Below are 25,461 nucleotides of genomic sequence, written 5' to 3'. Positions count from 1 at the left end.
GCTGGCGGCTTACTTCACCAGCGAGGCGATCGCTGCACCCAGGTCGCCCGGCGAGCGGACGGTCTTGACGCCAGCGGCTTCCATCGCCGCGAACTTGCCCTCGGCCGTGCCCTTGCCGCCCGAGGCGATCGCACCGGCATGGCCCATGCGCTTGCCGGCCGGCGCCGAAGCACCGGCGATGAAGCCGACCACCGGCTTCTTGACGTGCTTGGCGATGTACTCGGCACCGGCTTCCTCGGCGTCGCCGCCGATTTCGCCGACCATGATGATGCCTTCGGTCTGCGGATCCTCGTTGAACAGCTTGAGGCAGTCGACGAAGTTCAGGCCGTTGATCGGGTCGCCGCCGATGCCGATGCAGGTGGACTGGCCCAGGCCGACTTCGGTGGTCTGCTTGACCGCTTCATAGGTCAGCGTGCCCGAACGCGAGACGATGCCGATCTTGCCCGGCTTGTGGATGTGGCCCGGCATGATGCCGATCTTGCACTCGCCCGGGGTGATCACGCCGGGGCAATTCGGCCCGATCAGCACGGTTTCCGGGAACGAACGGGTCAGCACGTTCTTGACGCGCAGCATGTCCAGCACCGGGATGCCTTCGGTGATGCAGACGATGACCTTGATGCCGGCCGCAGCCGCTTCCAGGATCGCGTCGGCCGCGAACGGCGGCGGCACGTAGATCACCGAGGCGTCGGCACCCGTGCTCTGCACGGCATCGGCCACGGTGTTGAACACCGGCAGGTCGATGTGGGTTGTGCCGCCCTTGCCCGGCGTGACACCGCCGACGACCTGGGTGCCGTACTCGATCATCTGGGTGGCGTGGAAGGTGCCCTGCTGGCCGGTGAAGCCCTGCACGATCACCTTGGTGTTCTTGTTGATCAAAACAGACATTGGAGTTCCTTGGTGTCGTGGATCAGGCGGCGTTCTTGACAGCTTCAACGACCTTCTTGGCGCCGTCGTTGATGTTGTCGGCCGGGATGATGGCCATGCCGCTGTCGCGCAGCAGCTGCTTGCCTTCTTCCACGTTGGTGCCTTCCAGGCGCACCACGACCGGAACCTTGACGCCCACTTCCTTGACCGCCGCGATGATGCCCTCGGCGATCATGTCGCAGCGGACGATGCCGCCGAAGATGTTGACGAAGATGCCTTCGACCTTGTCCGAGGACAGGATCAGCTTGAACGCCTCGATCACGCGCTGCTTGTTGGCACCGCCGCCCACGTCGAGGAAGTTCGCCGGCTCGCCGCCGTTGAGCTTGATCACGTCCATGGTCGCCATCGCCAGACCGGCGCCATTGACCATGCACCCGATGTTGCCGTCCATGGTGACGTAGTTGATGTCCAGCTCCGAAGCGGTCACTTCGGTCTCGTCTTCCTGGGACTTGTCGCGCATGGCGACCAGTTCCTTGTGGCGGAAGTTGGCGTTGTCGTCGCTGTTGAACTTGCCGTCCAGCGCGTACAGGTTGCCGTCGTCCAGGATCGCCAGCGGATTGATCTCCACCAGCGCCAGGTCCTTCTCGTTGAAGATGCGGTACAGGTTGACCATGATGCTGGCGAACTGGCCGGCCTGCTTGGCGGTCAGGCCCATCTTGAAGCCGATGTCGCGGCCGTGGTAACCCTGCACGCCCTCGACGAAGTCGACGTTGAGCGTGTGGATCTTGTCCGGGGTCTCGGCGGCGACCTGTTCGATCTCCATGCCGCCCTCGGAGGAGGCGATGTAGCTGATGGTGCGGGTGCCGCGGTCGACCAGCACCGACAGGTACAGCTCCTTGACGATCTCGCCGGCGGTGGTCACCAGCACCAAATTGATCGGCAGCTCGACGCCGGCGGTCTGGTAGGTGGCCATCTTGGTGCCGAGCAGCTTCTCGGCAACGGCCTTCACGTCGTCGGTGGTCTTGCAGAACTTGACACCGCCAGCCTTGCCGCGGCCACCTGCGTGGATCTGCGCCTTGACCATCCAAGGGCCAGCGCCCAGCGACTTGGCGGCTTCAACCGCTTCTTCCGGAGTCGCCGCGACCTTGCCGGCCGGGACCGGGATGCCGTACTCGGCAAGCAGTTGTTTTGCCTGATATTCGTGGAAATTCATGCGTCACCGTGGGAAAAGGAACGGCCGTCCCGCAGCGATCCGGGCCCTGAGTGGCGGCCGGGAGCGGTACGGACGGGACGCCTATTGTCGCCGACCCAGGGCGGCGGCGCAAAAGCGCCCGCGGTCCGGCCCGGCTGAGGCCTCAGGGGAGGTCCGCGGTGGCGCCACAGGGTGGAGCGGGACCGGCCCGCACGCGCCCTGCCGCGCCCGCCCCGCCTCGTTCCACCGTCCCTTGCACGACCGCCGGCGGCGGCGATCGCGGTTTCGCCCGTCGCGGGCGGTGACGAGCCAGGCTAGTCGCCGACGACCCGGCCGCCATCCACGTACACGGCACCGCCCCTATACTCGCGCCGTCCGCTGCCCGCCCGGAGTCCGGCTTGCCCACCAGCGCCTCGCTCATCGATCGCATCGAGTCCATTCCGCGCCGCGAGCTGTATTTCTTCGCGCTGTACCGGGTGCTGGTGGCCGGATTGATCGCCGCCCTGGTGTTCAGCCCGCTCAGCGTGCTGGTGGGCGAGCCGCGCTATCCGCAGCTGGCCAGCACCCTGTCCACCGCCTACCTGGCGGTGGCGCTGGCGCTGCTGGTGTGGGGACGCAACGAGGCGCACCTGGCGCCGATCGTCGGCTTCAGCGCCGTGGCCGACATCGTCGCCGCGACCCTGGCCGCGCACGCCCTGCCCGCGGCCAGCGCCGGCATCGCGATGATGCTGCTGTTCAACGTCGCCGCCGCGGCGATGCTGCTGCGCCTGCGCGGCGGCCTGGCCATCGCCCTGATCGCCTCGGCGGCGACGCTGGCCGAGTACATCTGGAGCGTGCTGGACGGTGCCGACAACACCCGCAGCTTGGCCGAACTGGCGATGTTCGCCACCAGCTACCTGGCGGTGGCCTACATCTGCAACGGCCTCGGCCAGCGCGCCCGCACCAGCCAGAGCCTGGCCGAACGCCGCGGCGCCGAGGTGGCCAACCTCTACGAAATCAACGAACTGATCATCCGCCGCATGCGCACCGGGGTGCTGGTGGTGGACGCGCAGAACCGGGTGACCCTGGCCAACGAGGCCGCGTCGGCCCTGCTCGGCGACACCGACGGCAACAGCGAGAGCGGCCGCCTCGACCTGCTCAGCGCCGCGCCGGAACTGGCCCGGCGCCTGCAGCGCTGGCGCAACGGCTGGAACCAGGACGAGAGCCCGCTGCAGCTGTCGCCGGATCAGCCGGAAGTGCAGCCGCGCTTCGCCCGGCTGCTGGCCGAAGGCGACCTGACCCTGGTATTCCTGGACGATGCCACGGTGGTGTCGCGGCGCGCCGAGTCGCTGACCCTGTCGGCACTGGGCCGTTTCTCGGCCAGCCTGGCCCACGAGATCCGCAATCCGCTGGCCGCGATCAACTACGCCTCGCAGCTGCTGGAGGAATCGCCGGCGATCGGCGATGCCGACCGCCGCCTGCTGCAGATCATCCACCAGCAGTGCCAGCGCACCAACGGCATCGTCGAGAGCGTGCTCGGCCTGGCCCGGCGCGAGCGCTCCAATCCGGAGAACCTGGATCTGGGCGCGTTCGTGCGCCGCTTCGTCCTGGAGTACCGGCAGACCCTCTCGATCGAGACCGACAGCCTCGAGTCGATCCTCGCCCCGCAGCCGGTGCATGCGCTGGTCGATCCCAAGCACCTGCACCAGATCCTCAGCGCGCTGGTGCACAACGCGCTCAAGTACGGGCGGGTGATGGAAGAACCGGCGCGGGTGCGCCTGCGCGTCGCGCTGCAGGAGCGCAACGCCATCGTCGACGTGATGGACCGCGGCCCCGGCATTCCCGAGGCGGTGGCGGCGCAGTTGTTCCGGCCGTTCTTCACCACCTCCGAGCACGGCACCGGGCTGGGCCTGTATATCGCCCGCGAACTGTGCCGGGCCAACCAGGCGCGATTGGAGTACGTGCCGGTGCCGGCCGGCGGCGCGTGTTTCCGCGTCGCCCTGCCCGGTCCACACGCCATGCTCAGCGGCTGATAGGTGAGAATCGCTCCGCCAGCGCGCGGCCGGCGCCGGTAAATTGGCACATGCCCCGGTTCCTACGCTATCTTCCCTGCACATGAACGAAACCCGAAGTGCCCTGGTCGTCGACGACGAGCGCGACATCCGCGAGTTGCTGGTCCTGACCCTGGGCCGGATGGGGCTGCGCATCAGCACCGCCGCCAACCTCGCCGAAGCGCGCGAATTGCTGGCGAGCAACCCCTACGACCTGTGCATCACCGACATGCGCCTGCCCGACGGCAACGGCATCGAGCTGGTCAGCGAGATCGCCAAGCACTACCCGCGCACGCCGGTGGCGATGATCACCGCCTTCGGCAGCATGGACCTGGCGGTGGAAGCGCTGAAGGCCGGCGCCTTCGACTTCGTCAGCAAGCCGGTGGACATCCAGGTGCTGCGCGGCCTGGTCAAGCATGCACTGGAACTCAACAACGAGAGCCGCGCCGCGCCGCCGCAGCCGGCCCCGGAACAGGCCAGCCGCCTGCTCGGCGCCTCGGCGGCAATGGACGCGCTGCGCAGCACCATCGCCAAGGTCGCGCGCAACCAGGCGCCGGTCTACATCCTCGGCGAGTCCGGCGTGGGCAAGGAGCTGGTCGCGCGCACCATCCACGAACAGGGCGCCCGCTCCGCCGGCCCGTTCGTGCCGGTGAACTGCGGCGCGATCCCCGCCGAACTGATGGAAAGTGAGTTCTTCGGCCACAAGAAGGGCAGCTTCACCGGCGCCCATGCCGACCAGGCCGGCCTGTTCCAGGCCGCGCACGGCGGCACCCTGTTCCTCGACGAGGTCGCCGAACTGCCGCTGCCGATGCAGGTCAAGCTGCTGCGCGCGATCCAGGAGAAATCGGTGCGCCCGGTCGGCGCCGCCAGCGAAGTGCCGGTGGACGTGCGGATCCTCTCGGCCACGCACAAGGACCTGGCCGACCTGGTCGCCGAGGGCCGCTTCCGCCACGACCTGTACTACCGCATCAACGTCATCGAACTGCGCGTGCCGCCGCTGCGCGAGCGCGGCGGCGACCTGCCGCAACTGGCCGCGGCGATCCTGGCGCGGCTGGCCAAGAGCCACGGCCGCCCCACCCCGCTGCTGTCGCCCTCGGCGCTGGACGCCCTGAGCAGCTACGCCTTCCCCGGCAACGTGCGCGAACTGGAGAACATCCTCGAGCGCGCCCTGGCGATGGCCGAGGACGACCAGATCAGCGCCACCGACCTGCGCCTGCCGCAACCCGGCAACCACGCCCGCAGCGCCGCCGAGGCCGCCCCGGCGCTGCCGCGCGGCGTGGTCGACATCGACCCCAGCTCCTCCGCCCTGCCGTCCTACATCGAGCAACTCGAACGCGCCGCGATCCAGAAGGCGCTGGAAGAGAACCGCTGGAACAAGACCCGCACCGCCGCGCAACTGGGCATCACCTTTCGGGCGCTGCGCTACAAGCTGAAGAAGCTGGGGATGGAGTAGGAGGGCCGGGATTAGGGAGTCGGGATTGGGGATTCGCAAGAGCGAAGAGCGGAGTCCGAGCCGTCGGATCACCAGGTGAGGTGGCTAGGCAACAGACGAAGGCGTAGGCCGCCGTGCGCCGTTGCCAATCCCCAATCCCGACTCCCCAATCCCCGCCCCCATCAATCCTTCGTCACCCGATTGATCTCGGCCAGACTGGTGATGCCGTTGCGGGCCTTGAGCAGGGCCGACTGGCGCAGGTCCTTGACCCCGATCTTCTGCGCGGCGCTGGCGATGTCCATCGCGTTGCCGCCCTGGAGCACGATCGCCGCGATCTCGTCGTTCATCGGCATCACCTGGTAGATGCCGGTGCGGCCCTTGTAGCCCTCGGTACAGTCGTCGCAGCCGACCGCCTCGTACAACTGGATGCCGGCGGCGACCTCCGCCTCGGTGAAGCCCTCGGCCAGCAGGGCCTTCTCCGGCAACTGCACCGGGCGCTTGCAGTTGTTGCACAGGCGCCGCGCCAGGCGCTGGGCGATGACCAGGGTTACCGAACTGGTGATGTTGTAGGGCGCGATGCCCATGTTCATCAGGCGCGCGATGGTCTGCGGCGCATCGTTGGTGTGCAGGGTGGACAGCACCATGTGACCGGTCTGCGCAGCCTTGATCGCGATCTCGGCGGTCTCCAGATCGCGGATTTCGCCGACCATGATGATGTCCGGATCCTGGCGCAGGAACGAGCGCAGCGCCGCGGCGAAGGTCATGCCGCGCTTGTTGTTCTGCTGCACCTGGTTGACCCCGGGCAGGCGGATTTCGACCGGATCCTCGGCGGTGGAGATGTTGCGGGTGTCGTCGTTGAGGATGCCCAGCGCGGTGTACAGCGACACCGTCTTGCCCGAGCCGGTGGGACCGGTGACCAGGACCATGCCATACGGTTTGTGGATCGCATCCAGGAACAGCTTCTGCTGCTCCGGCTCGTAACCGAGCTTGTCGATGCCCAGCTTGGCCGCGCTGCCGTCGAGGATACGCAGCACGATCTTCTCGCCGAACAACGTCGGCAGCGTGCTCACACGGAAGTCGATCTGCTTGTTCTTGGACAAGTTGAGCTTGATGCGACCGTCCTGCGGGACCCGCTTCTCGGCGATGTCCAGCTGCGCCATCACCTTCAGGCGCGCGGCGATGCGCTGGTTGAGCTTGACCGGCGCCTTGGCCACGCTCTTGAGGAGGCCGTCGATGCGCAGGCGCACCCGGTAGTCGTCCTCGTAGGGCTCGAAATGGATGTCGGACGCGCCGCGGCGGATCGCATCGACCAGCACCTTGTTCACGAACTTGACGACCGGGGTGTCCTCGCCCTTGGCGTCGATGCCGGTGTCGCCGCTGCTGCCCATGTCCTCGTCGCCGCCGCCGACATCGAGGTTGTCCATGCCCTCGTCGTCGCCCAGCGCGCTGCCGAGCGAGTCGTTGCTGGCCTGCCACTGCTCCAGGGTCCGGCGGATCTGGTCCTCGTCGACCAGGATCGGCTCTACCGTCAGGTTGGTGTGGAACTTGATGTCATCCAGCGCCCGGGTCTGGGTCGGATTGCTGATGCCGACGAACAAGCGGCTGCCGCGCTTGAACAACGGCAGCACCTGATGCTTCTGCAGCAGTTCCTCGCTGACCAGCTTCATCGCGTTCTGGCTGGCGTCGAAAACCGAGACATCCATCAACGGCATGCCGAACTCCACCGCGTTGGCGGCGGCCAGTTGCGCGGCAGTGACCAGCTTCTTCTCGGAGAACCACTGCGGCAGCGGCACCTTGGCCTCGCCCGCCTGGGCCATCGCGGCCCGCGCCGCAGCTTCGTCCAGCGCGCCATCCTGCACGAGACGGCGGGCGATACCGGTGATGCCGACCAGATTTGGAGTCATCAACGCGCTCATGTTGCCACCTCAGCTTACGATGAAAGAGCGGGCATGCATCTCAACCGCAGCCTCCTGGCCTGTAAGGTACCTCAAAGGCGCTCGCGTCACACGTCCAAACACCTTCCACATTGCGCTTCAAGTACAGGATCTTTCCTTCTACCTTTGAATTACCTGAAACACGGCAACCGAGCTGAACCACATAATTACTAGTCACATCAACGCTCACTGCGGAGCAAGAAGCAGCAGCTTTGACCCCGATGTAATCGGCATCGAGGAGAGAAGCATCCCGCTGCTCCGCGATGGCAGTTTCGATCATGGTCTTTCCCGGCCGTAATATCGCCAAGGCAGCCGTCGTTTGGCTTCTCGCGACATATCCCTGGTAGACAGGGAACCCTATAGCAGCAAGGATAGCCACTATGGCAACAGCCACCATCAATTCAATCAAAGCAAATCCGCGCACATGCCCCCCTTCATTTGCGCACCAAAATATGTAAGCCTCACCTGACAACTCTAGAAACAAAGAAGCCCCCATTCGGGGGCTTCCTGTGAACAACGGAGCTACAACTCAGCCCGCAGCGCAACTGCCCGGACGATACTTGGCGTCCAGGGTGCTGGTGCAAGTCCATGCACCGTTTGCGTCGCGCGTCCAGATGATCGTCTTGGTGTTGAACTTACCGGCATTTCCGCCCTTCGCGGTACACGTGATATTGCCAGTAGCAGTGGCACCCAGCGTAACGTTGCAATAGGTGGTGGTAGCCGGAATGCCGATGTAGCCATCATCCGTCGCAGTGGTGCTGGGAGTCTTGCCCTGGTTAATCGCGGTCTCAAAACCCACCTTCCCAGGCGTGATTTCAGCCAGAGCCGAGGTCGCCTGGGACTTGACGACATAGTCCTGGTACATCGGGATCGCGATAGCGGCCAGGATGGCGATGATCGCAACCACGATCATCAGTTCGATCAGGGTAAAGCCCTGTTGCTTCTTCATTGTGAACCCCTAGAGATGGAATGAGGTGGTGGTAGGCACTCGCCCGCGGATCATACTCCCCGAGCGCCGCGGCGAAGCGCCACGTGCGAGGTGATAGAAGCAGACGGCGTGCCAACTTCTCACATCGCCCGGCCCCATGCCTCGTGGGCCCATCATGCCCTAGCAGGCAGGGCAAGAGGCAGATAAATCAGCAATTTGCGACAGAATGGGCCATCTGCCAAATTTCGGCGAAAAGTGACGCAAGAGGTCACATCAATGGACAAGGGACCTTGCCGACGCGACCCCACGGGTGTCAGACGCCCAGGAAACCGATACCATGCTTGGCATGTCCGCCCGGGGATGGCCGGACGGGGGAGACGACCTGATGTCCGCAACTCGCAGCGCAGTCAAGAAAGAGCCGGTCGCGCGCAATACCAGCCAACAGCTGCCCTTCGTCTGGGAGGGCACCGACAAGCGCGGCATCAAGATGAAGGGCGAGCAGATCGCCAAGAACGCCAATCTGTTGCGCGCAGAACTGCGCCGCCAGGGCATCACCCCGTCGGTGGTCAAACCCAAACCCAAGCCGCTGTTCGGCGCGGCGGGCAAAAAGATCACCCCGAAGGACATCGCCTTCTTCAGTCGCCAAATGGCGACGATGATGAAGTCAGGCGTCCCGATCGTGGGTTCGCTGGAAATCATCGCCAGCGGGCACAAGAACCCGCGAATGAAGAAGATGGTCGACCAGATCCGCACCGATATCGAAGGCGGTTCATCCCTGTATGAAGCGATCAGCAAACATCCGGTGCAGTTCGATGAGTTGTATCGCAACTTGGTCAAGGCCGGCGAAGGCGCCGGCGTGCTCGAGACCGTGCTGGAGACGGTTGCCACCTACAAAGAGAACATCGAGGCACTGAAAGGCAAGATCAAGAAGGCCTTGTTTTACCCCGCCATGGTGATGGCGGTTGCCCTGATCGTTACTTCGATCCTACTGGTCTGGGTCGTTCCGCAGTTTGAGGACGTGTTCAAGGGCTTCGGTGCGGAGCTACCGGCCTTCACCCAGATGATCGTTGCTGCATCTCGCTTCATGGTGGCTTACTGGTGGATGCTGTTGCTCTTGTTGATCGGCACCATCGGCGGCTTCATCTTCGCCTACAAACGTTCGCCCGCGATGCAGCATGGGATGGACCGACTGGTGCTCAAGGTGCCGATCATCGGCCAGATCATGCACAACAGCTCGGTCGCGCGTTTCTCGCGCACCTTGGCGGTGACCTTCCGCGCCGGCGTACCGCTGGTGGAAGCGCTGGACATCGTCGCGGGCGCTACCGGCAATAGCGTCTATGAGACTGCCGTGCTGCGTATGCGCGACGACGTATCGGTCGGCTACCCAGTCAACATGGCGATGAAGCAGACCAACCTGTTTCCCCACATGGTCATCCAGATGACCGCGATCGGTGAAGAAGCCGGTGCGCTGGATGCGATGCTGTTCAAGGTGGCCGAGTACTTCGAACTGGAAGTCAACAATGCGGTCGATGCCTTGAGCAGCCTGATCGAGCCCTTGATCATGGTGTTCATCGGCACCATCGTCGGCGGCATGGTCATTGGCATGTACCTGCCGATCTTCAAGCTGGCCTCCGTCGTTGGATAAGCATTAATGGCATTTCTCGATCAACACCCCGGCCTCGGCTTCCCGGCCGCGGCCGGACTCGGCTTGCTGGTGGGCAGCTTCCTCAATGTGGTGATCCTGCGCATGCCCAAGCGCATGGAGTGGCAGTGGAAGCGCGATTCGCGCGAGATCCTGGAGCTGCCGGACATCTACGATCCGCCGCCGCCCGGCATCGTGGTGGAGCCGTCGCACTGCCCGCACTGCAAGCACAAGCTGGCCTGGTTCGAGAACATCCCGCTGTTCAGCTGGCTGGCGCTGCGCGGCAAGTGCCGCTACTGCCATGCGCCGATTTCGCCGCAATACCCGCTGGTGGAACTGCTCACCAGCCTGCTGGTGGTCGCCAGCGTGTGGCGCTTCGGCTTCGGCTGGCAGGGTTTCGGCGCGATCGTGTTCAGTTGTTTCCTGGTGGCGCTGTCCGGCATCGACTTGCGCACCCGCCTGCTGCCCGACCAGTTGACCCTGCCACTGATGTGGCTCGGCCTGATCGGCAGCATGGACAACCTGTACATGCCGGCCAAACCCGCTCTGCTCGGCGCCGCGGTCGGCTACTTCTCGCTGTGGTCGGTGTGGTGGCTGTTCAAGCAGATCACCGGCAAGGAAGGCATGGGCCATGGCGATTTCAAGCTGCTGGCCGCGATCGGCGCCTGGTGCGGCCTGAAGGGCATCCTGCCGACCATCCTGATCTCGTCGCTGGTCGGTGCGATCCTAGGGTCGCTGTGGCTGGCGGCCAAGGGCCGCGACCGCGCCACGCCGATCCCGTTCGGCCCCTACCTGGCGATCGCCGGCTGGATCACCTTCTTCTGGGGCACGGAGATCGTGGAGACCTACATGCGCTGGTCGGGACTGCGCTGACGGAGCCTGCGGCTTGACTGATTTCGTCGTCGGCCTGACCGGAGGCGTGGCCTCCGGCAAGAGCGAACTGAGCCGCCGCTTCGAGGCCAAGGGTGTCGTCGTCGCCGATGCCGACCTCGCCGCCCGCGCAGTCGTCGCGCCGGGCCATCCGGCGCTGGCGCAGATCGTGGCGCGCTTCGGGCCGCAGATCCTGCAGGACGATGGGCAACTCGACCGCGCCGCCTTGCGCCAGCGCATCTTCGAGGACACGACGGCGCGCCGCGACCTGGAAGCGATCACCCATCCCGCCATCCGCCGGTTATTGCAGGAACAGTGCCGCGAGGCCGCAGGACCGTATGCGATCGCGGCCATTCCCCTACTGACCGAAGTCGGCGCACGCGCCGCCTATCCCTGGCTCGACCGGATCCTGGTGATCGACGCCCCCGAGGCGCTGCAGCATGCGCGCCTGATGCAGCGCGACGGCATCACCGCCGACCTGGCGCAGCGCATGCTGGCGGCGCAAGCGACCCGCGCCGCGCGCCTGGCCATTGCCGACGACGTGGTGGTCAACGACGGCGCTGCGACGGAACTGCAGGAAGCGGTGGAGAAGCTGGACAGGCAGTACCGTGCGCTGGCTGCGGCCAAGGCGTCAGCTTCTTTGTAGATAGTCGCCCTTGTTCCCTTTTGGGATCAGCTGCGTTCAATCTTTACCGGGAACGCCCGGTCGCGGCTGAAGCCGCTCCTACGAAATGGACGAAGCGTCGTCGCCAGCCTCACGCCGGCTTGAACCACAGCGTCGCCACCACGCCCTTGGTCGCGCCCGGACGGACGTTGACCTGCCAGCCGTAGAGGTCGCAGAGCCGGCTGACGATCGACAGGCCGATGCCGCCGCCCTGCGAATGGCCGGCATGGGTGCCGCGGTAGCCGCGCTGGAACAGCTTGGCCGCGTCCTCCTCGCTCAGGCCCGGGCCCGAGTCGATCACCTGCACCGCGTCGCTCAGCACCCGCACCACCACCTGCCCTTCCTGGGTGTACTTGACCGCATTGCCGATCAGATTGCCCAGCGCCACCGACAGCGCCGCTTCCGGCGCATCGATGGTCAGGTTGCGCTCGCCTTCCAGCAGCAGTTGCAGCGGCTTGCCACCCAATTGCGCACGATGCGATTCGATCAATTGCTCGGCGACCTTGGCGACGTTGCTGTGGCCCTGCCCGCGCTCGTTGCGCGACAGCAGCAGCAGCGACCCGATCAGGTCGCTGCACTGCTGTTCGGCACGCTGGATGCGCTGCAGGCGCTGCAGCACCTTCTCGTCGAGATTGGGTCGGGTCAGCAGCAGCTCGGTCGCGCCGCGGATCACCGCCAGCGGCGTACGCAATTCATGGCTGACGTCGGCGTTGAACTCGCGGTCGCGCTGCACCACTTCGGTGAGGCGCGCCGAGTAGTCGTCCAGCGCCTCGGCCAGCTGGCCGACCTCGTCGTCGGGAAAGTGCGGCGCCAACGGCTTGGGATCGCTGCTGCCGCGATAGGCGCGCAGGCGCGCGGCCAGGTCCGACACCGGCCGCATCACCCGCGACGCCGACCACCAGCCGATCACCAGCGACAACGCGCTGAACACCAGCACCGACAGGATCAGGGTGCGCTTGAGCTGCACCTCGCCCTGCATGGTCTGGGTCAGGTCGTAGGCCATGAAGAACCACGCGTCCGGGGTCTTGCGGACGCCGACCTTGTAGGCGAACGCTTTGCCATCGGCGTCGGTGCCCGACATCATGTGGATGCCGTCGCTCAGACGCTCCCATTCCGGGAAATCGCGACGCAGGCCATCCAGCTTGTCGGGGCGGTAGACGAAGCCCTTCATCTGCTGGACCGGGATCGCCAGGTTGCGCCCACCGCTGGCCACGTAGCTGCGCCAGGACGCTTCCAGGTTGCGGTTCATCACGTCCTCGACCAGCTGGTTCTCCACGCGCGCGCGCGCCCAGTTGGTGGCGAACGCGAACAGCGCGGTCAGGCCGAAGCCCAACAGCACGAACGAGAGGATGATGCGGCTGCGGAGACGGCGGCGGTAGCGCCCGCGCCGCCGCACGACCCGCGGCAACGCCGGCGCTTCAGGCATCGGGCGCGGCGATTCGGTAGCCGATGCCGTGGCGGGTCTGGATCATCGGCACGTCGAACGGCTTGTCCACCACCGCGCGCAGGCCGTGGATATGCACGCGCAGCGAATCGGAGTCGGGCAATTCCTCGCCCCACACGCGAGTCTCCAGTTCCTGCCGGGTCACCACCGCCGGAGCGGCCTCCATCAGCGCCTGCAGGATCTTCAGCGCGGTGGGATTGAGCTGCAGCAGCTTGCCCTGGCGGCGCACTTCCAGCGTATCCAGGTTGTATTCCAGGTCGCCGGTCTCCAGCACCCGGGTGTGCACGCCCTTGCCGCGACGCGACAGCGCGTTGAGCCGCACTTCCACTTCCTGCAGCGCGAACGGCTTGATCAGATAGTCGTCGGCGCCGGAATCGAATCCGGCCAGCTTGTTGTCCAGCGAGTCGCGCGCGGTAAGCATCAACACCGGGGTCTGCTTGCGCGCCTCGTTGCGCAGCTTGCGGCAAACCTCGATGCCGTCCATGCCCGGCAGGTTGAGGTCGAGCACGATCGCGTCGAACTCGTGCACCACCGCCAGGTGCAGACCAGTGACACCATCGGCGGCGAAATCGACGGTATGGCCGCGATCCTCGAGGTAGTCGCCCAGATTGGCAGCGATGTCGCTGTTGTCTTCGATCACTAGAATTCGCACCAACATTTACCCCGTCAGTCGTACTACTTGCCAGTGGAGGGCGCCATATCGATACCGCGCCTCCTCGTTGTCCATGACGATATGCCGCCACGGTCCTGCAATGCATTTTGGTGAATGCTCAGCGACGCCTCGCCTCGCGGCCCACCTGGCGGTTCGCTGCGTCAGACAGCGCCTCACCCCGATTAGTTCTTACATCGGCGCAGAGCGCTCTGCAGGGGCGCGAACATCACGCCCAGCGGTCGCAAGCTTGCGCCCAGACACGATCGCCTACTCTCTGGGAACGTTTGTACCGTCTCGATCGCTGGCGGATTGTACTGAGTTGCTGCGCGAACACTTTCTTCACGTTCATGGGCGCCTCACCTTGGCTCCCTGCTTTCACGCACGTCCCAGCATCGCTCCCTGCCGCATGTAGTGCCTGGCAATGTAGCTTTCGCCGAAACATTGCCGCAAGCACACGCCCGACATAGCCCGCTCCGCCACGTTCCCAACAAAAAGACCCAGGCAGCGACACTGCCTGGGCCGAAAGTTTTCTATCCCGATTACCGTTCCTGCTGAGGAGGGCAGAGCTGCGGTCCGAAGAAGCTTACGCAGTGCGGAATTAAACCGGTGTTAAGCCAGAACCCGTGACCACAGATTCCGCTAACCCACTGATTTCTTTCGCTTCAGGCAAGCTTCGAGGTGTTCGATGACCTTGCCGGCGATATCCAGTCCGCAGACCGTCTCGATGCCTTCCAGACCCGGCGTGGAGTTGACCTCCAGCACCAGCGGGCCCCGCCTGGAGCGAATCAGGTCGACGCCGGCCACGCCCAGGCCCAGCGCCTTGGCCGAGCGGACCGCCACTTCCTGTTCGCCGCGGCTGGCCGTGGTGCGCTCGGCGGTGCCGCCCAGGTGCAGGTTGGAGCGGAAGTCGCCCTCCGGCGCGGTGCGGCGCATCGCCGCCACCACCTGGTTGCCGACCACGAAGCAACGCAGGTCGGCGCCCTCGGCCTCGCCGATGAACTCCTGCACCAGGAAGTTGGCATACAGCCCGCGCAGCGCCTCGACCACGCCGCGCGAGGCGCTGGCCTTCTCGGTCAGGATCACCCCGGTGCCCTGGGTTCCTTCGTTCAACTTCACCACATGCGGTGGCGGGCCGAGCATGGACAGCAGGTCGCCGGTGTCGTCCGGGTTGTCGCCGAAAACGGTCATCGGCATGTCGATGCCCTTGGCCGCCAGCAACTGGTGCGCACGCAGCTTGTCGCGGGCGCGCAGGATGGCGTCGGAGGGATTGGGCGTACAGACGCCCATCATCTCCAGTTGCCGCAGCACCGCCGTGCCGTAGCGGGTGACCGAGTTGCCGATGCGCGGAATCACCGCATCGTAGCCGGTGATCGGCTTGCCCTTGTAATGCATGGTGAAGGCGCCGGCGGCGATGCGCATGTAGCAGCGCAACGGGTCCAGCACCCGCACCGTGTGCCCGCGTTCGCGGCCGGCCTCGACCAGGCGCCGGGTCGAGTACAGCTTGGTGTTGCGGGACAGGATGGCGAGCTTCATCGAAGGCGGGCGCGGCGGTGGCAGGCCCGGCATCATACGTCGCGTCACCGGCACTGCGATGCCGCGCGTCGTCGCAGCCGCCGCCGGCGCGGCAAGGCGGGGATGCGCGGTGATCGCCATCACCCACGGTCCGCGCGCTGTCCCACAGCCGACATCGGACCGCCCCGAAACGTTCACAAAACCGTTGCATCGTGGCGGGCGGGCCGCGTTCGGCCCGGTATACCGGCTGCCCGCGCCCCGCGCGGCAGGTCCGGCACGTCTCCCCCTCATGATTGGTGACTTTCGATGACCCCCACTTCAAGATCCTTGCGCCCGCACGCGCTGGTGCTTGCCGTCGCGTCCGCCCTGCCGGCCTTCGCCGCGCTGGCCGAGACCGCGCCGGCCGCCGCCACCGCAACCGCCGATGCGGCGGCCAGCGCGAGCGGCAACGATGCCACCATGCTCGACGCGATCACCGTCGTGTCCAGCGGCACCACCCGCCAGGTGCAGCGCATCACCCGTGAGGACATCGGAATCGCCGCTCCCGGCACCAGCGCGCTGAAGGTGCTGGACAAGCTGCCGGGCGTGCAGTTCCAGTCGGCCGACCCGTTCGGCGCCTACGAATGGTCCACCGCGATCAGCCTGCACGGCTTCGACCAGAGCCGGCTCGGCTTCACCCTGGACGGCGTGCCGCTGGGCAACATGAGCTACAGCGTCAGCGACGGCCTGCAGGTGACCCGCGCGATCATTTCCGAGAACGTGGCCTCGGTGGAACTGGCGCAGGGCGCCGGCGGCCTGGGCACGCCGTCGAGCAGCAACCTCGGCGGCACCGTGCGCTACTACTCCGCCGATCCGGATGCCGACGCCGGCATCCGCTTCAGCCAGACCCTCGGTTCCGACAGCACCCGCCGCACCTACCTGCGCGGTGACACCGGCGACATCCACGGCTTCTCGCTGTACACCTCGCTGGTGCACGGCGAAATGGACAAGTGGAAGGGCTACGGCAACAACGAGTACAACCAGGCCAATGCCAAGGCGCTGTACCAGTGGGGCGACGGCAACCGGGTCAGCCTGTACCTGGACAGCTCGCACCGCAAGGAATACGACATCATGGACCTGTCGCTGACCTCGCAGCGGGTCCTCGGCTGGGACTGGGACTACCTGATGCCGGACTGGAACAGCGCGGTGCAGATCGCCAATGCGCTCAACGGCAAGGGCAGCTACCCGGCCAGCCTCAACGGCCTGCCCGCCGACTACGGCAAGGCCGATGCGTCCTACTACTCCGGCGCCGGCCTGCGCCGCGACAACCTGGCCGCGCTCAGCGGCGCGTTCAACCTCGGCGGCAGCGCCACGCTGAACCTGACCGGCTACTACCACGACAACAACGGCGAAGGCCAGTGGACCACGCCGTACGCCGCGTCCTCGGCCAGCGTGCCGCTGTCGATGCGCACCACCGACTACCGCCTGAACCGCCATGGCGTCACCGGCGCGCTGAACTTCACCGTGGCCGGCAACGAGATCGAGATCGGCGGCTGGTACCAGAACGCCAAGACCGTGCAGGAGCGCAACTACTTCCTGCTCGACGGCCCGTTCACCGATCTGTACTACTTCAACAAGAACGGCACCCTGTTCGCGCGCGGTTTCGCCCAGCACTACGACACCGACACCACCATGGTCTACGCGCAGGACACGCTGCGCCTGATGGACGAGCGCCTGACCCTGAACTTCGGCGCCAAGAAGCTGATCGTCGACACCACCGCGCAGTCGCAGGTGCCGTCCGCGTCCAACGCCGCCGGCGAGATCAAGGCCGACTCCGACCTGCTGCCGCAGGTGGGCGCCAACTTCAAGATCGACGAGCACCAGGAGGTCTACGCCTCCTACAACAAGAACATGGCCGGCTTCGGCTTCACCCCGTTCCAGGAATCGCAGGCCGCGTTCAACGCGATCAAGGGCTCGCTGGAGCCGGAGACCGCGCAGACCTACGAACTGGGCTACCGCGTGCGCGGTGCCGGCGTGGAAGCGTCGCTGGCGCTGTACCACACCACTTTCGACGACCGTCTGCTGGTGACCTCACCGTGCAGCGCGATCCAGACCTGCTCGGCCACGCTCAACAACGTCGGCTCGGTGCGCAGCCAGGGCGCCGACCTGGCGGTGATCTGGCGCCCGATCGAACAGCTGCGCTGGCTGAACTCGCTGTCCTACGACGATTCGACCTACCAGGACGACTACCTCAACGGCGGCGTGGTGGCGACCTCCGGCAAGCGCGTGGTCGGCATCCCCGAGTGGATGTTCTCCAGCAGCCTGGCCTACGAAAACGCCGGCTGGCACGCATCGCTGGACGGCAAGTACACCGGCCGCCGCTACATCAGCTATCTCAACGACTCGTCGGTGCCCAGCTACTGGCGCTTCGACCTCAGCGCCGGCTACGACTTCGGCCAAGTCGGCATGTTCCAGAACCTGGGCCTGAGCGCGAACGTCACCAACCTGTTCGACAAGCGCTACTTCGCCACCGTCGGCACCAACGGCTACGTCGTCTCCGACCCCAACGGCTACAACCAGACGCTGATGGCCGGCGCGCCGCGCCAGTTCTTCGTCACCTTCAGCGGCAAGTTCTGAGCCGAGGCGACACCGCCAGTGAAGGCACCCTGCGCCGCCGCTGCACCTGCAGCGGCGGCGTTTGTTCTTGGGGTCATGCAAACGTGCGGAGTGCTGTAGATCAGCCGCGAAGAATAGGCTGGTGTGTCACGCGCGCGAAGCGGTCGCGGCTGAAGCCGCTCCTACGATAGCCGGATGGCCCGTAGGAGCGGCTTCAGCCGCGACCCGATACCGCCAGCAACAACCAAGCCCCGCGCTGGAAGGCGGCGACCGCTACGCGTCGACCGTGCGGCCGATAGCCGGATCACTCATGCTGGGGCGGCCGGTTTCGATGTGTCCGGCCAGGCGGCGGCGCCATTGCGGCAGGGTGGCACTGTCGATGGTCAGGTCGTACCAGTGGTGCTGCGCCTGCAGCGGCAGGCGCAGCACGGTGCGTTCGCCGGCGGCCAGCGTGAGCGCCTGCGCGTCGCCATCGCCGCGATACCCGTCGCGCACGCGCAGCGCGCACGGCTGCGTGCCGGCATTGACCAGCGACAGCAGCAGGCATTGCGCGGCGGCATCGTAGTCGGCTTCGGCCTGCAGACCGGCATCGCCGATCCCGTCGCCATGGAACTCGCGCAAGAAACCGTTGGGCCCGTGCACGCGCAACGCGTAGCCGGCATCGGCGGCATCGCCGCGCCACGCGCGCGCATCCTGCAGCTCGCTGCCGGCGGCGAGCGTGTAGAACCAGGGCCCGGCCACGCCATCGTCGGCATAGACATTGAGCGCCACGCCGGCCGCGCCGCGGTTGCGCATGCGCAGGACCCGCGCCTGCGGCTGCACCTGCAGCCGCACGTCGAAGTCGTAGGGCAACGCGCGCGCCGGGCGCTGGCCAGGCTCCTGTACCGGCAGCGCCTGTTGCGCAGGACGCTGCGGCGGCGGCAGCGTCGCGGTGGCGTCGATGCGGGCGATGTAGTCGCGGGTGTCCGGCAACGCCACCGGCGCCGGATCGTGGCCGACGAAATCCAGCGTGGAGGTCAGATCGCCGGCGACGGCGCGGCGCCAGGGATTGATGTTCGGCTCCATCACGCCGAAACGGCGTTCGAGGAAGCGCAGTACGGAGGTGTGGTCGAACACCTGCGAGTTCACCCAACCACCGCGGCTCCACGGCGACACCACCAGCATTGGCACCCGCGGCCCCAGGCCGACCGGCACGCCGTGATAGTCCTCGCCGTGCAGGTCCACGTTGCTGGCGCCCAGCTCTGGCCGGATCGCCGGCAGCGCCGGCGGCACGTGGTCGAAGAAGCCGTCGTTCTCGTCGTAGTTGATCAGGAACACCGTCTTCGACCAGACCTCCGGCGAGGCGGCCAGCACCTCCAGCAGGCGCGCGCTCAAGGATTCGCCATAGGCCGGCGTCGCCTCGGGATGCTCGCTGAGCAGGTACGGTGCCACGATCCACGACACCTGCGGCAGCGTGCCGGCGCGCACGTCGCGCGCGAACGCCGCCGCCAGATGTTCGCCGCGCGAGGCCTTGGCGTTGTCGGCGGTGGAGCCGGGCACGATGGCGCGGCCGCGGCGGTACAGCGGCGAGGCGCGGTCCAGCTTGCGAAAGTTGGCGAAGTACGGATGGCTGTTGTCGCCGTAGTTGTCGAACTCCTGATAGACCTGCCAGCTGACGCCGGCCGCCTGCAGGCGCTCGGAGTAGGTGCTCCAGGTGTAGCCGGGAAAGCGCGGATTGTCGCGCGCCATGTCCGCGGTCCAGTTGCCGTCGTCGCGGTTGTTCACCGCCTGCTCGCCGTCGTTGCCGACGCTCAGCCCGCTGGTGCCGGTGAACATGTACATACGGTTGGGATTGGTCGGGCCAAACAGCGAGGCGTGGTAGCCGTCGCAAATGGTGAAGGCGTCGGCCAGCGCGTAGTAGAACGGCAGATCCTCGCGCTGGAAGTGACCCATGCTCATGGCGCTCTTCTGCGCGATCCAGGCGTCGTGGTGTTTCCAGGTTTCGTGCGAGCCCTTCCAGTCGTGGTTGAGATCCTTCATCCACTGTGCGCTGCTGGTCTGGCTGTTGAGCCGGAACGGCAGCACATAGCGATCGCAGCCCTTGCGCTCGGGCTGGTACCACACCGGCTTGCCGCTGGGCAGCCGCAACGGCCGCGGATCGCCATAGCCGCGCACGCCGCGCAGGCAGCCGAAGTAATGATCGAAGGACCGGTTCTCCTGCATCAGGATCACCACGTGCTGCACGTCCTGCACCGTACCGGTGATCCGCGCCGGCGGCACCGCCAGCGCACTGCGGATGACGCCGGGCAACAGCGGCATGGCCGCGCCGGCCCCCAGGGCCAGGGACGCGCGGGCGAGGAAACGACGACGGCTGTGTTCGACCACGGGAAGCAGGACCGGCAACGAGCAAACGCTCAGGCGTCGGCCAGCCTAGCGCTGGTCGATGAAGCGGGTTTGACAGTCGGCCAGCGGCTGTCGAACAGCCGACGGTCGCGACGCGCCAGCGACCAGACACCGCGCATCGAGGACATGGCACCGCCTCACCGCTCAGCATTGGTTCGACAAGACAATGAGAGAAAGGCGACATGACCACCCTGATCCTCGCCCGCCATGGGCATGTCGACTGGATTGCACCCGAGCGCTTCCGCGGGCGCGCGGAACTGCCACTATCGAAGCTTGGTGAGCTGCAGGCCGCGGCGCTGGCGACCCGAGTCGCGCAAAGCTGGGCACCGGACGCGATCTACACCAGCCCGCTGTCGCGGTGCGTACGGACCGGCGCCGCGATCGCGCGGACGACCGGCGTGCCGGCCAAGATCCTGCAGGACCTGTCCGACATCGACTATGGCCAGTGGCAGGGGCTGACGCACGACGAAGTGGCTGCGCGCTGGCCCGAGAGCGCGCGCACCTGGTTTGCGATGCCGGACCTCGCACTCATTCCAGGAGGCGAAACGCTGGCGGACGTGCTGGTTCGCGCCATGAAGGTGCTGCACAACATCCTGCATCATCACAGCGGCCAGACCGTCGTCCTGGTCGGCCACGACAGCATCAACCGGGTGCTCCTCCTGCAATGCCTCGGGCTGCCGCTGGCGCGCTACTGGCGCATCAAGCAGGAGCCGTGTTGCGTGAATGAAATCGCGATCGAGGAAGGCAACTTCACCCTGCATCGCCTCAACGAAACCCATCACACGCTGGGGCTTCGCGTCTAGTGCAATCCGACGCCCTTGCTTGCGGCGTTGGAAGGCACTGCCGTGCAGGCAACCGCGGTCGCGATTCACGACGATCCCATTTACCCTAGCTGCTTCGCCAGCGCCGCGGCCTCCGCGATGGCCTTCTCTCGAATGGCCGTCACGTCGCCGAGCGCCGTGCCTTCCGCACGCACCGCTCGCACGTCAGAAAGACCAATCAGGGACAGGATGGTTTTCAAGTAGGGCAACAGGTAATCGTAGTTTGCGCCATCGCCGTGCGAATAGATGCCTCCGCTGGCGACAAGTGCGATCACCTGTTTCCCCGCCGGCAGAAGGCCTTGCGGCCCCTCTGGGGTATAGCGAAAGGTCTTGCCGGCACACACCACATAGTCGAGCCATGCCTTGACCGAGGCCGGCAACGAGAAGTTGTACATCGACAAGCCCATGACGATGACGTCGGCCTGTTCCACCTCGCGAATCAGTGCATCGCAGAGCGCCGCGGCCGCGTCGTCCGCCTGTTCCGGCCGGCCGAGATACAGAGGAAGCATCTCCGGCTGCATCGCCGGCAAGGGTTCCTTGACCAGGTCGCGCTGCACCACCACGGTCGCTGGATGGGCAAGCAGGTGCGCTTGCACGTAGGCATGCACCATTGCACGGGAAATCGAGCCAGACACATTGATGCTGCTGTTGAGAACGAGAAGCCGCGTCATCGAGAAACTCCGTCAGGAAAGATGCGCTACGCTAACGAAGCTCGAAAACTTAAAAAACTGCTGCCAACCTGATGATGACCATCAAGATTCCAGATGGAGATGCGTTCTCGCTCGATCAACTGCGCATTTTCATCGCGGCAGCCGACCACGGAAGTTTTTCTGCTGCGGCACGCGCACTGGGCAAGGCGCAATCGTTGGTGAGCCACAGCATTCAACGCATGGAAGAGCAACTTGGCGTGACGCTTTTTGACCGAAGCGCCTACCGCCCTGCGATCACGAGCGCCGGCAGTGCCCTCCTGACTCGGGCGCGTCGCATCTGCGACGAGGTGAATGTGTTCCAGGCGCTGTCGAGAGACCTGGCGTCTGGCGCCGAGGCCGAAGTCAGACTGGCCGTGGACACGCTGTTCCCGATGTGCGACCTCTACCGCGCCTTACGCGCGTTCAGCACTGCCTGGCCAGCCGTTTCGCCCAGCGTGCTCATGCACAACGCAGGCGAGGCGGCGGAAAAGGTGCTGGACCGACAGGCCAGCATCGGCTTGTTGGACGGGACGTCCGAGGTTCACCCCGAGCTGGAGGCGGTGACCGTGGCCACCGTGCCGATCATTACCGTGGCCTCGGCACATCATCCTTTGGCCGCGATCGCGAAGACTGTCGCAGCGGAAGACCTGAAGGACCATGTGCAAATCGCACTGCTCGATCCAGCGGCGAGGTCCAGAACGGACACGTCCTTCCATTCGCCCAATGTCTGGCACATCGACGACCTGGGCGCCGCCTACGGCATGTTGCTCGCCGGACTGGGATGGGGAGGCATGCCGCAGCACATGGTGATCAACGACCTGGCGGCGGAACGGCTCGTCGAATTGGCCTCCGCGACCTGGAAATCCGACCAAACGCTTCGAATCACGGTGGCGAAACGCAAAGACGCCACGCTTCGGCCCGCAGCGGACTGGTTGTGGCGCCGGCTTGCGGGGATCGATTCCGATGGTCCAGATCCACAAGCGCCTCTGTCCCCGTGCATGGAACGCGTTCGCTAGCGCCAGCGGAATGCAGGCAAGCGCCAGACGCGCAGCATCGGCCGTTGACCAGAGAGGGTGGACGAGGACGATACGAGCCGAGTCGCCGTTGCGGACTGGGGCATCACCCAGATGCGTACACGGTGACCAGAACGGCGCGACAGCGGGAAAGGTCGCAGGACATTCAACCGCTCGATTGCGGAGCGCGCACATTGTCCGGGACGCTTGCAGGACGTGGAGCGGGCGATGGGAATCGAACCCACGTCAGTAGCTTGGGAAGCTACAGCTCTACCATTGAGCTACGCCCGCGTTGCCGGTGCAGTCTATGCGCTGGGCCGGGGGTTGCGCAAGAAATCGGCGCGATGCGGTCTGCAGCGCGCGGGCGATCCCAGCACTCCCCAGCAGCGTGCCCGGGAAAATGCAGAAGGGCTTCAGCCCCGACGGCTCGAGTCCGAGCCGTCGGGGCTGAAGCCCCTCCTACACCCGGCATCCAATGCCGTTGGTGTACCTCACCATCCTCTGCCCTACCCTGCCCGGCACGCAGCCGGGCAAGGCGGGTGACGTCGAGCAGTGCTTAGAAGCTGCCGCCGAAGTTCACGAACAGCGAGGTGTCGTGCGCGCGCGACTGGCCGGTGGTGGTGGCGATGCCGACGTTGCTCTCAAAGCCCCACAGCTTGGTCCGCGCGCCCAGCACCACCGACGCGTAGTTGCGGTCGAAGTCGATGCCCGGCACCGCGTACTCGCCCAGGTCGGACATGGTCTGCAGCCACGCGGTGGCTTCCTGGTTCTTCTTGAACTCGTGGTCGTAGGTGGCCTGCAGGTACGGCTTCACCGTGCCGGCGTCGATGCTGGCCTTCCAGCCGATGCGGCCGACCATCGACTCGACGTCGCGGTCGCTGTAGCCCAGCGCGCTGGAGTTGGGGTTGCTCTCGGTGTAGCCGTCGAGCTTCACCTTCTGCCAGATCGCCGCGGCCACCGGGCCGTGCTTGAAGCTGCCTTCGCCGAACTCGTAGCCGCCCTGCAGCGCCGCGGTCAGGTTGCTGCCGTCCGGCGAGCCCTTGTGCTCGATGGTGGCCGGGCCGAGGTTGACCTTGCGGGTGACGTCGTAGCTCAGCCAGGTGTAGCTGACCTGGGCGTTGACCCAGGCATGCTCGCCGTACCAGCCAGCGAAGCCGCCCAGGGTGCTGTCGTCCTGGGTGTAGTCGCCGCCGCGGTTGCCGAAGTCGGCATCGGTGCGACCGAAGCCGCCGAAGCCGCCGAACACCCACTCGCCACGCGACCAGTCCACGCCGAACAGGCCGGCCGGCGCCATGCCGTCGTACAGGTCGCCGTGTTGGTAGCGCTGCATGTCGCCGCGCAGGTTGCCCCACCAGCGCACGCCGTCCGCCTCCGGGCGGCCATCGACGTGCCAGGCGACCTGGTCGGCGCGCGAGCGGCCGACCATCTGCGCCGAGTGGGTCAGGATCTGCTGGGTGCGCGGGCCCTCCAGGATCGACAGCGCGTACTGCGCCAGCAGCTCGTGGGTGCGGCCGGTCGGATGCACGCCGTCGGCGAACACGTAGGTGTCGGCCGCGTCGGCGCTGACGTAGCTGGTCGGGTTGCAGGTCAGCGACTGCGCGGTGACCTGCGGCTGGCAGGCGGTGCCGGTGACATTGGTGAAGCCGTAAGTGCCCGGGTTGGCCACCACTTCCTGCAGCAGGTGGAAGGTATCGACCGGGATCACCCGCAGCCCGGCGCTCTTGAGGCCGGAGAACAGCGCGGTGTTGTAGGCGGTGGCCAGCGCAGTGCCCTGCGCCATCGCCGCGGCGCCGCCGGCGCGGAAGCGCGGGGTGATGCCGACGTCGGGCAGGTTGTTGACCATCACGTAGCGCGCGCCGGCGTTCTGCAGGCTGGCGACGATGCCCACCTCGGCGGTCACCGCATTGCCGATGGTGGCCTGCACCGGCGCACCGCCGGCGATCGCGAACAGGTCGTTGGCGCCGCCCCACACCGAGTACAGCGCATTCGGGTCGGCCTTGCCGCCGTTGGCCGCCAGGTAGTTGCTGGCCTGGGTCGCCAGCGACGGCGCCACGCCCAGGGCGCTGGCGTTGGCCACGCCGACGCGGGCATTGCCGGCGGCATAGTCGTCGCCGATCTGGCCGTTGCCGTTGGCGGCAGCGTTGGTGCCGTAGTACTGGGCCACGTGTTGCGCCCAGACGAAGTCCGGGTTGGTGGTGAACTGGCCCGTCACCGCCTGCACCGAAGCCGGCAGCAGCGGACGGTAGTAGCCGGCGTCGGTGAGGCTGTCGCCGAAGAACACGGTGCGGCTGTAGGTGGTGGACTGCGCGAACGCAGGCGCGGCGGCGAGTACGATCGCGGCGGCGAGCAGCGAGCGGAGCGGACGGACGGACGAAGTCATGGAAGCCCTCCCGGGCAGAAATGGAACACAGAAATGGAACACGAAGTGGAACGAAACCGAGGTGCGGCCGCACCATACGTCGCCGCATGGCCGACATCATTTCACCTCTGCCGGACACGCTCACGTTGCACTGCCGCAAGAACACGACTCGCACGCCGGTGGGCGCGCATTGCACAATGATGGCATGAACATCGAATTGAACGGCAGACAATGCACGCTGGCGCCGGCCACCACGGTGGCCGCGCTGCTGCAGGCCGAGGGGCTGGGACAGCGACGAGTCGCGGTCGAGGTCAACGGCGAGATCGTGCCGCGCGGGGCACACGCCACGCACGAACTGCATGCCGGCGACCGGGTCGAGATCGTGCACGCGCTGGGCGGGGGCTGAATCGCGCCGCCGCGCGCCACGGCGCGGACTCG

General features: G+C 66.3%; 20 protein-coding genes and 1 tRNA gene. 9 read left to right on the top strand and 12 right to left on the bottom strand.

Going from position 1 to position 25,461, the window contains the following annotated elements; all coding sequences use genetic code 11:
• Positions 1-9: 9 nt before the first annotated feature.
• Both sucD and sucC read right to left on the bottom strand, forming a co-directional pair.
• Positions 10-885 carry a succinate--CoA ligase subunit alpha gene (gene sucD / locus NUG21_RS05750; protein ID WP_026144653.1) on the bottom strand — a complete coding sequence of 292 codons (876 nt, stop codon included), beginning with the start codon at positions 883-885 and terminating at the stop codon, positions 10-12.
• A gap of 22 nt (positions 886-907) precedes the next feature.
• Positions 908-2,077 carry an ADP-forming succinate--CoA ligase subunit beta gene (sucC, locus tag NUG21_RS05745; RefSeq protein ID WP_010342227.1) on the bottom strand — a complete coding sequence of 390 codons (1,170 nt, stop codon included), beginning with the start codon at positions 2,075-2,077 and terminating at the stop codon, positions 908-910.
• A gap of 377 nt (positions 2,078-2,454) precedes the next feature.
• Between sucC and NUG21_RS05740 the strand changes: the two genes are divergently transcribed.
• Both NUG21_RS05740 and NUG21_RS05735 read left to right on the top strand, forming a co-directional pair.
• A complete protein-coding gene (locus NUG21_RS05740) occupies positions 2,455-4,068 on the top strand; it encodes a sensor histidine kinase (RefSeq protein ID WP_263392515.1) in 1,614 nt (537 codons plus the stop codon).
• A gap of 82 nt (positions 4,069-4,150) precedes the next feature.
• Positions 4,151-5,539, top strand: a complete 1,389-nt coding sequence (locus tag NUG21_RS05735; protein WP_242080579.1) for a sigma-54-dependent transcriptional regulator — start codon at positions 4,151-4,153, stop codon at positions 5,537-5,539.
• Positions 5,540-5,700: 161 nt separating this feature from the next.
• Here the strand turns inward: NUG21_RS05735 and pilB are convergent, their stop codons facing one another.
• The 3 genes from pilB to NUG21_RS05720 are packed head-to-tail and all read right to left on the bottom strand — an operon-like array spanning position 5,701 to position 8,401.
• Positions 5,701-7,434 carry a type IV-A pilus assembly ATPase PilB gene (gene pilB, locus NUG21_RS05730; protein ID WP_160947580.1) on the bottom strand — a complete coding sequence of 578 codons (1,734 nt, stop codon included), beginning with the start codon at positions 7,432-7,434 and terminating at the stop codon, positions 5,701-5,703.
• Between the two features lie 40 nt (positions 7,435-7,474).
• On the bottom strand, positions 7,475-7,948 hold the full coding sequence (locus NUG21_RS05725) for a pilin (protein ID WP_160947579.1): 474 nt from the start codon (positions 7,946-7,948) through the stop codon (positions 7,475-7,477).
• A gap of 33 nt (positions 7,949-7,981) precedes the next feature.
• A complete protein-coding gene (locus NUG21_RS05720) occupies positions 7,982-8,401 on the bottom strand; it encodes a pilin (protein ID WP_019799634.1) in 420 nt (139 codons plus the stop codon).
• 364 nt (positions 8,402-8,765) lie between these two features.
• Between NUG21_RS05720 and NUG21_RS05715 the strand changes: the two genes are divergently transcribed.
• From NUG21_RS05715 to coaE, 3 genes are read left to right on the top strand one after another with little or no spacing between them, the layout of a single operon-like run.
• The gene (locus tag NUG21_RS05715; RefSeq protein ID WP_263393035.1) at positions 8,766-10,025 is read left to right on the top strand and encodes a type II secretion system F family protein; all 1,260 of its coding nucleotides are present in this window, start codon (positions 8,766-8,768) and stop codon (positions 10,023-10,025) included.
• Positions 10,026-10,031: 6 nt separating this feature from the next.
• A complete protein-coding gene (locus NUG21_RS05710) occupies positions 10,032-10,895 on the top strand; it encodes a prepilin peptidase (protein WP_010342233.1) in 864 nt (287 codons plus the stop codon).
• Between the two features lie 13 nt (positions 10,896-10,908).
• A complete protein-coding gene (coaE, locus tag NUG21_RS05705; RefSeq protein ID WP_019797203.1) occupies positions 10,909-11,538 on the top strand; it encodes a dephospho-CoA kinase in 630 nt (209 codons plus the stop codon).
• A gap of 109 nt (positions 11,539-11,647) precedes the next feature.
• On the opposite strand, the gene NUG21_RS05700 is transcribed toward coaE, so the two are convergent.
• From NUG21_RS05700 to rimK, 3 genes are all read right to left on the bottom strand, one after another.
• Positions 11,648-12,982: a sensor histidine kinase gene (locus NUG21_RS05700; RefSeq protein ID WP_160947577.1), complete on the bottom strand. Its 1,335-nt coding sequence runs from the start codon at positions 12,980-12,982 to the stop codon at positions 11,648-11,650.
• Entirely contained in the window at positions 12,975-13,652 is a 678-nt protein-coding gene (locus NUG21_RS05695; protein ID WP_010340533.1) for a response regulator transcription factor, read from the bottom strand. Before NUG21_RS05695 ends, NUG21_RS05700 begins: the two co-directional genes overlap by 8 nt.
• 639 nt (positions 13,653-14,291) lie before the next feature.
• A complete protein-coding gene (gene rimK / locus NUG21_RS05690) occupies positions 14,292-15,185 on the bottom strand; it encodes a 30S ribosomal protein S6--L-glutamate ligase (protein WP_263392514.1) in 894 nt (297 codons plus the stop codon).
• 285 nt (positions 15,186-15,470) lie between these two features.
• On the opposite strand from rimK, the gene NUG21_RS05685 reads away from it, so the two are divergent.
• The gene (locus NUG21_RS05685) at positions 15,471-17,780 is read left to right on the top strand and encodes a TonB-dependent receptor family protein (RefSeq protein ID WP_263392513.1); all 2,310 of its coding nucleotides are present in this window, start codon (positions 15,471-15,473) and stop codon (positions 17,778-17,780) included.
• 252 nt (positions 17,781-18,032) lie between these two features.
• Here NUG21_RS05685 and NUG21_RS05680 read toward each other — a convergent pair whose 3' ends face one another.
• Complete coding sequence (locus tag NUG21_RS05680; RefSeq protein WP_263392512.1) at positions 18,033-20,057, bottom strand: phosphocholine-specific phospholipase C; 2,025 nt, start codon at positions 20,055-20,057, stop codon at positions 18,033-18,035.
• 266 nt (positions 20,058-20,323) lie between these two features.
• Here NUG21_RS05680 and NUG21_RS05675 point away from each other — a divergent pair, with 266 nt between their 5' ends.
• Entirely contained in the window at positions 20,324-20,944 is a 621-nt protein-coding gene (locus NUG21_RS05675) for a histidine phosphatase family protein (protein WP_019796140.1), read from the top strand.
• An 80-nt stretch (positions 20,945-21,024) separates the two neighbouring features.
• On the opposite strand, the gene NUG21_RS05670 is transcribed toward NUG21_RS05675, so the two are convergent.
• A complete protein-coding gene (locus NUG21_RS05670) occupies positions 21,025-21,633 on the bottom strand; it encodes an FMN-dependent NADH-azoreductase (RefSeq protein ID WP_263392511.1) in 609 nt (202 codons plus the stop codon).
• A 71-nt stretch (positions 21,634-21,704) separates the two neighbouring features.
• Here NUG21_RS05670 and NUG21_RS05665 point away from each other — a divergent pair, with 71 nt between their 5' ends.
• A complete protein-coding gene (locus NUG21_RS05665; protein WP_263392510.1) occupies positions 21,705-22,667 on the top strand; it encodes a LysR family transcriptional regulator in 963 nt (320 codons plus the stop codon).
• A gap of 214 nt (positions 22,668-22,881) precedes the next feature.
• Here the strand turns inward: NUG21_RS05665 and NUG21_RS05660 are convergent.
• Positions 22,882-22,955, bottom strand: a tRNA-Gly gene (locus tag NUG21_RS05660).
• A gap of 265 nt (positions 22,956-23,220) precedes the next feature.
• Positions 23,221-25,044, bottom strand: a complete 1,824-nt coding sequence (locus NUG21_RS05655) for an autotransporter outer membrane beta-barrel domain-containing protein (RefSeq protein ID WP_242080565.1) — start codon at positions 25,042-25,044, stop codon at positions 23,221-23,223.
• Between the two features lie 184 nt (positions 25,045-25,228).
• On the opposite strand from NUG21_RS05655, the gene thiS reads away from it, so the two are divergent.
• Positions 25,229-25,429 (top strand): sulfur carrier protein ThiS, encoded by a 201-nt coding sequence (gene thiS / locus NUG21_RS05650; RefSeq protein WP_010341814.1) that lies wholly within the window; start codon positions 25,229-25,231, stop codon positions 25,427-25,429.
• Positions 25,430-25,461 lie beyond the last annotated feature (32 nt).

Origin of the sequence: Xanthomonas sp. CFBP 8445, assembly GCF_025666235.1 — a bacterium.
GTDB classification, from domain to species: Bacteria; Pseudomonadota; Gammaproteobacteria; order Xanthomonadales; family Xanthomonadaceae; genus Xanthomonas_A; species Xanthomonas_A indica.
This window is presented reverse-complemented; position numbering and strand designations above follow the sequence as displayed.

Coding starts and splice junctions, on each gene's coding strand:
- sucD (WP_026144653.1), bottom strand. CDS start 885: ATGTCTGTTTTGATCAACAAGAACACCAAGGTGATCGTGCAGGGCTTC.
- sucC (WP_010342227.1), bottom strand. CDS start 2,077: ATGAATTTCCACGAATATCAGGCAAAACAACTGCTTGCCGAGTACGGC.
- NUG21_RS05735 (WP_242080579.1), top strand. CDS start 4,151: ATGAACGAAACCCGAAGTGCCCTGGTCGTCGACGACGAGCGCGACATC.
- pilB (WP_160947580.1), bottom strand. CDS start 7,434: ATGAGCGCGTTGATGACTCCAAATCTGGTCGGCATCACCGGTATCGCC.
- NUG21_RS05725 (WP_160947579.1), bottom strand. CDS start 7,948: ATGGGGGCTTCTTTGTTTCTAGAGTTGTCAGGTGAGGCTTACATATTT.
- NUG21_RS05720 (WP_019799634.1), bottom strand. CDS start 8,401: ATGAAGAAGCAACAGGGCTTTACCCTGATCGAACTGATGATCGTGGTT.
- NUG21_RS05715 (WP_263393035.1), top strand. CDS start 8,766: ATGTCCGCAACTCGCAGCGCAGTCAAGAAAGAGCCGGTCGCGCGCAAT.
- NUG21_RS05710 (WP_010342233.1), top strand. CDS start 10,032: ATGGCATTTCTCGATCAACACCCCGGCCTCGGCTTCCCGGCCGCGGCC.
- NUG21_RS05700 (WP_160947577.1), bottom strand. CDS start 12,982: ATGCCTGAAGCGCCGGCGTTGCCGCGGGTCGTGCGGCGGCGCGGGCGC.
- rimK (WP_263392514.1), bottom strand. CDS start 15,185: ATGAAGCTCGCCATCCTGTCCCGCAACACCAAGCTGTACTCGACCCGG.
- NUG21_RS05685 (WP_263392513.1), top strand. CDS start 15,471: ATGACCCCCACTTCAAGATCCTTGCGCCCGCACGCGCTGGTGCTTGCC.
- NUG21_RS05680 (WP_263392512.1), bottom strand. CDS start 20,057: ATGCCGCTGTTGCCCGGCGTCATCCGCAGTGCGCTGGCGGTGCCGCCG.
- NUG21_RS05675 (WP_019796140.1), top strand. CDS start 20,324: ATGACCACCCTGATCCTCGCCCGCCATGGGCATGTCGACTGGATTGCA.
- NUG21_RS05670 (WP_263392511.1), bottom strand. CDS start 21,633: ATGACGCGGCTTCTCGTTCTCAACAGCAGCATCAATGTGTCTGGCTCG.
- NUG21_RS05665 (WP_263392510.1), top strand. CDS start 21,705: ATGATGACCATCAAGATTCCAGATGGAGATGCGTTCTCGCTCGATCAA.
- NUG21_RS05655 (WP_242080565.1), bottom strand. CDS start 25,044: ATGACTTCGTCCGTCCGTCCGCTCCGCTCGCTGCTCGCCGCCGCGATC.
- thiS (WP_010341814.1), top strand. CDS start 25,229: ATGAACATCGAATTGAACGGCAGACAATGCACGCTGGCGCCGGCCACC.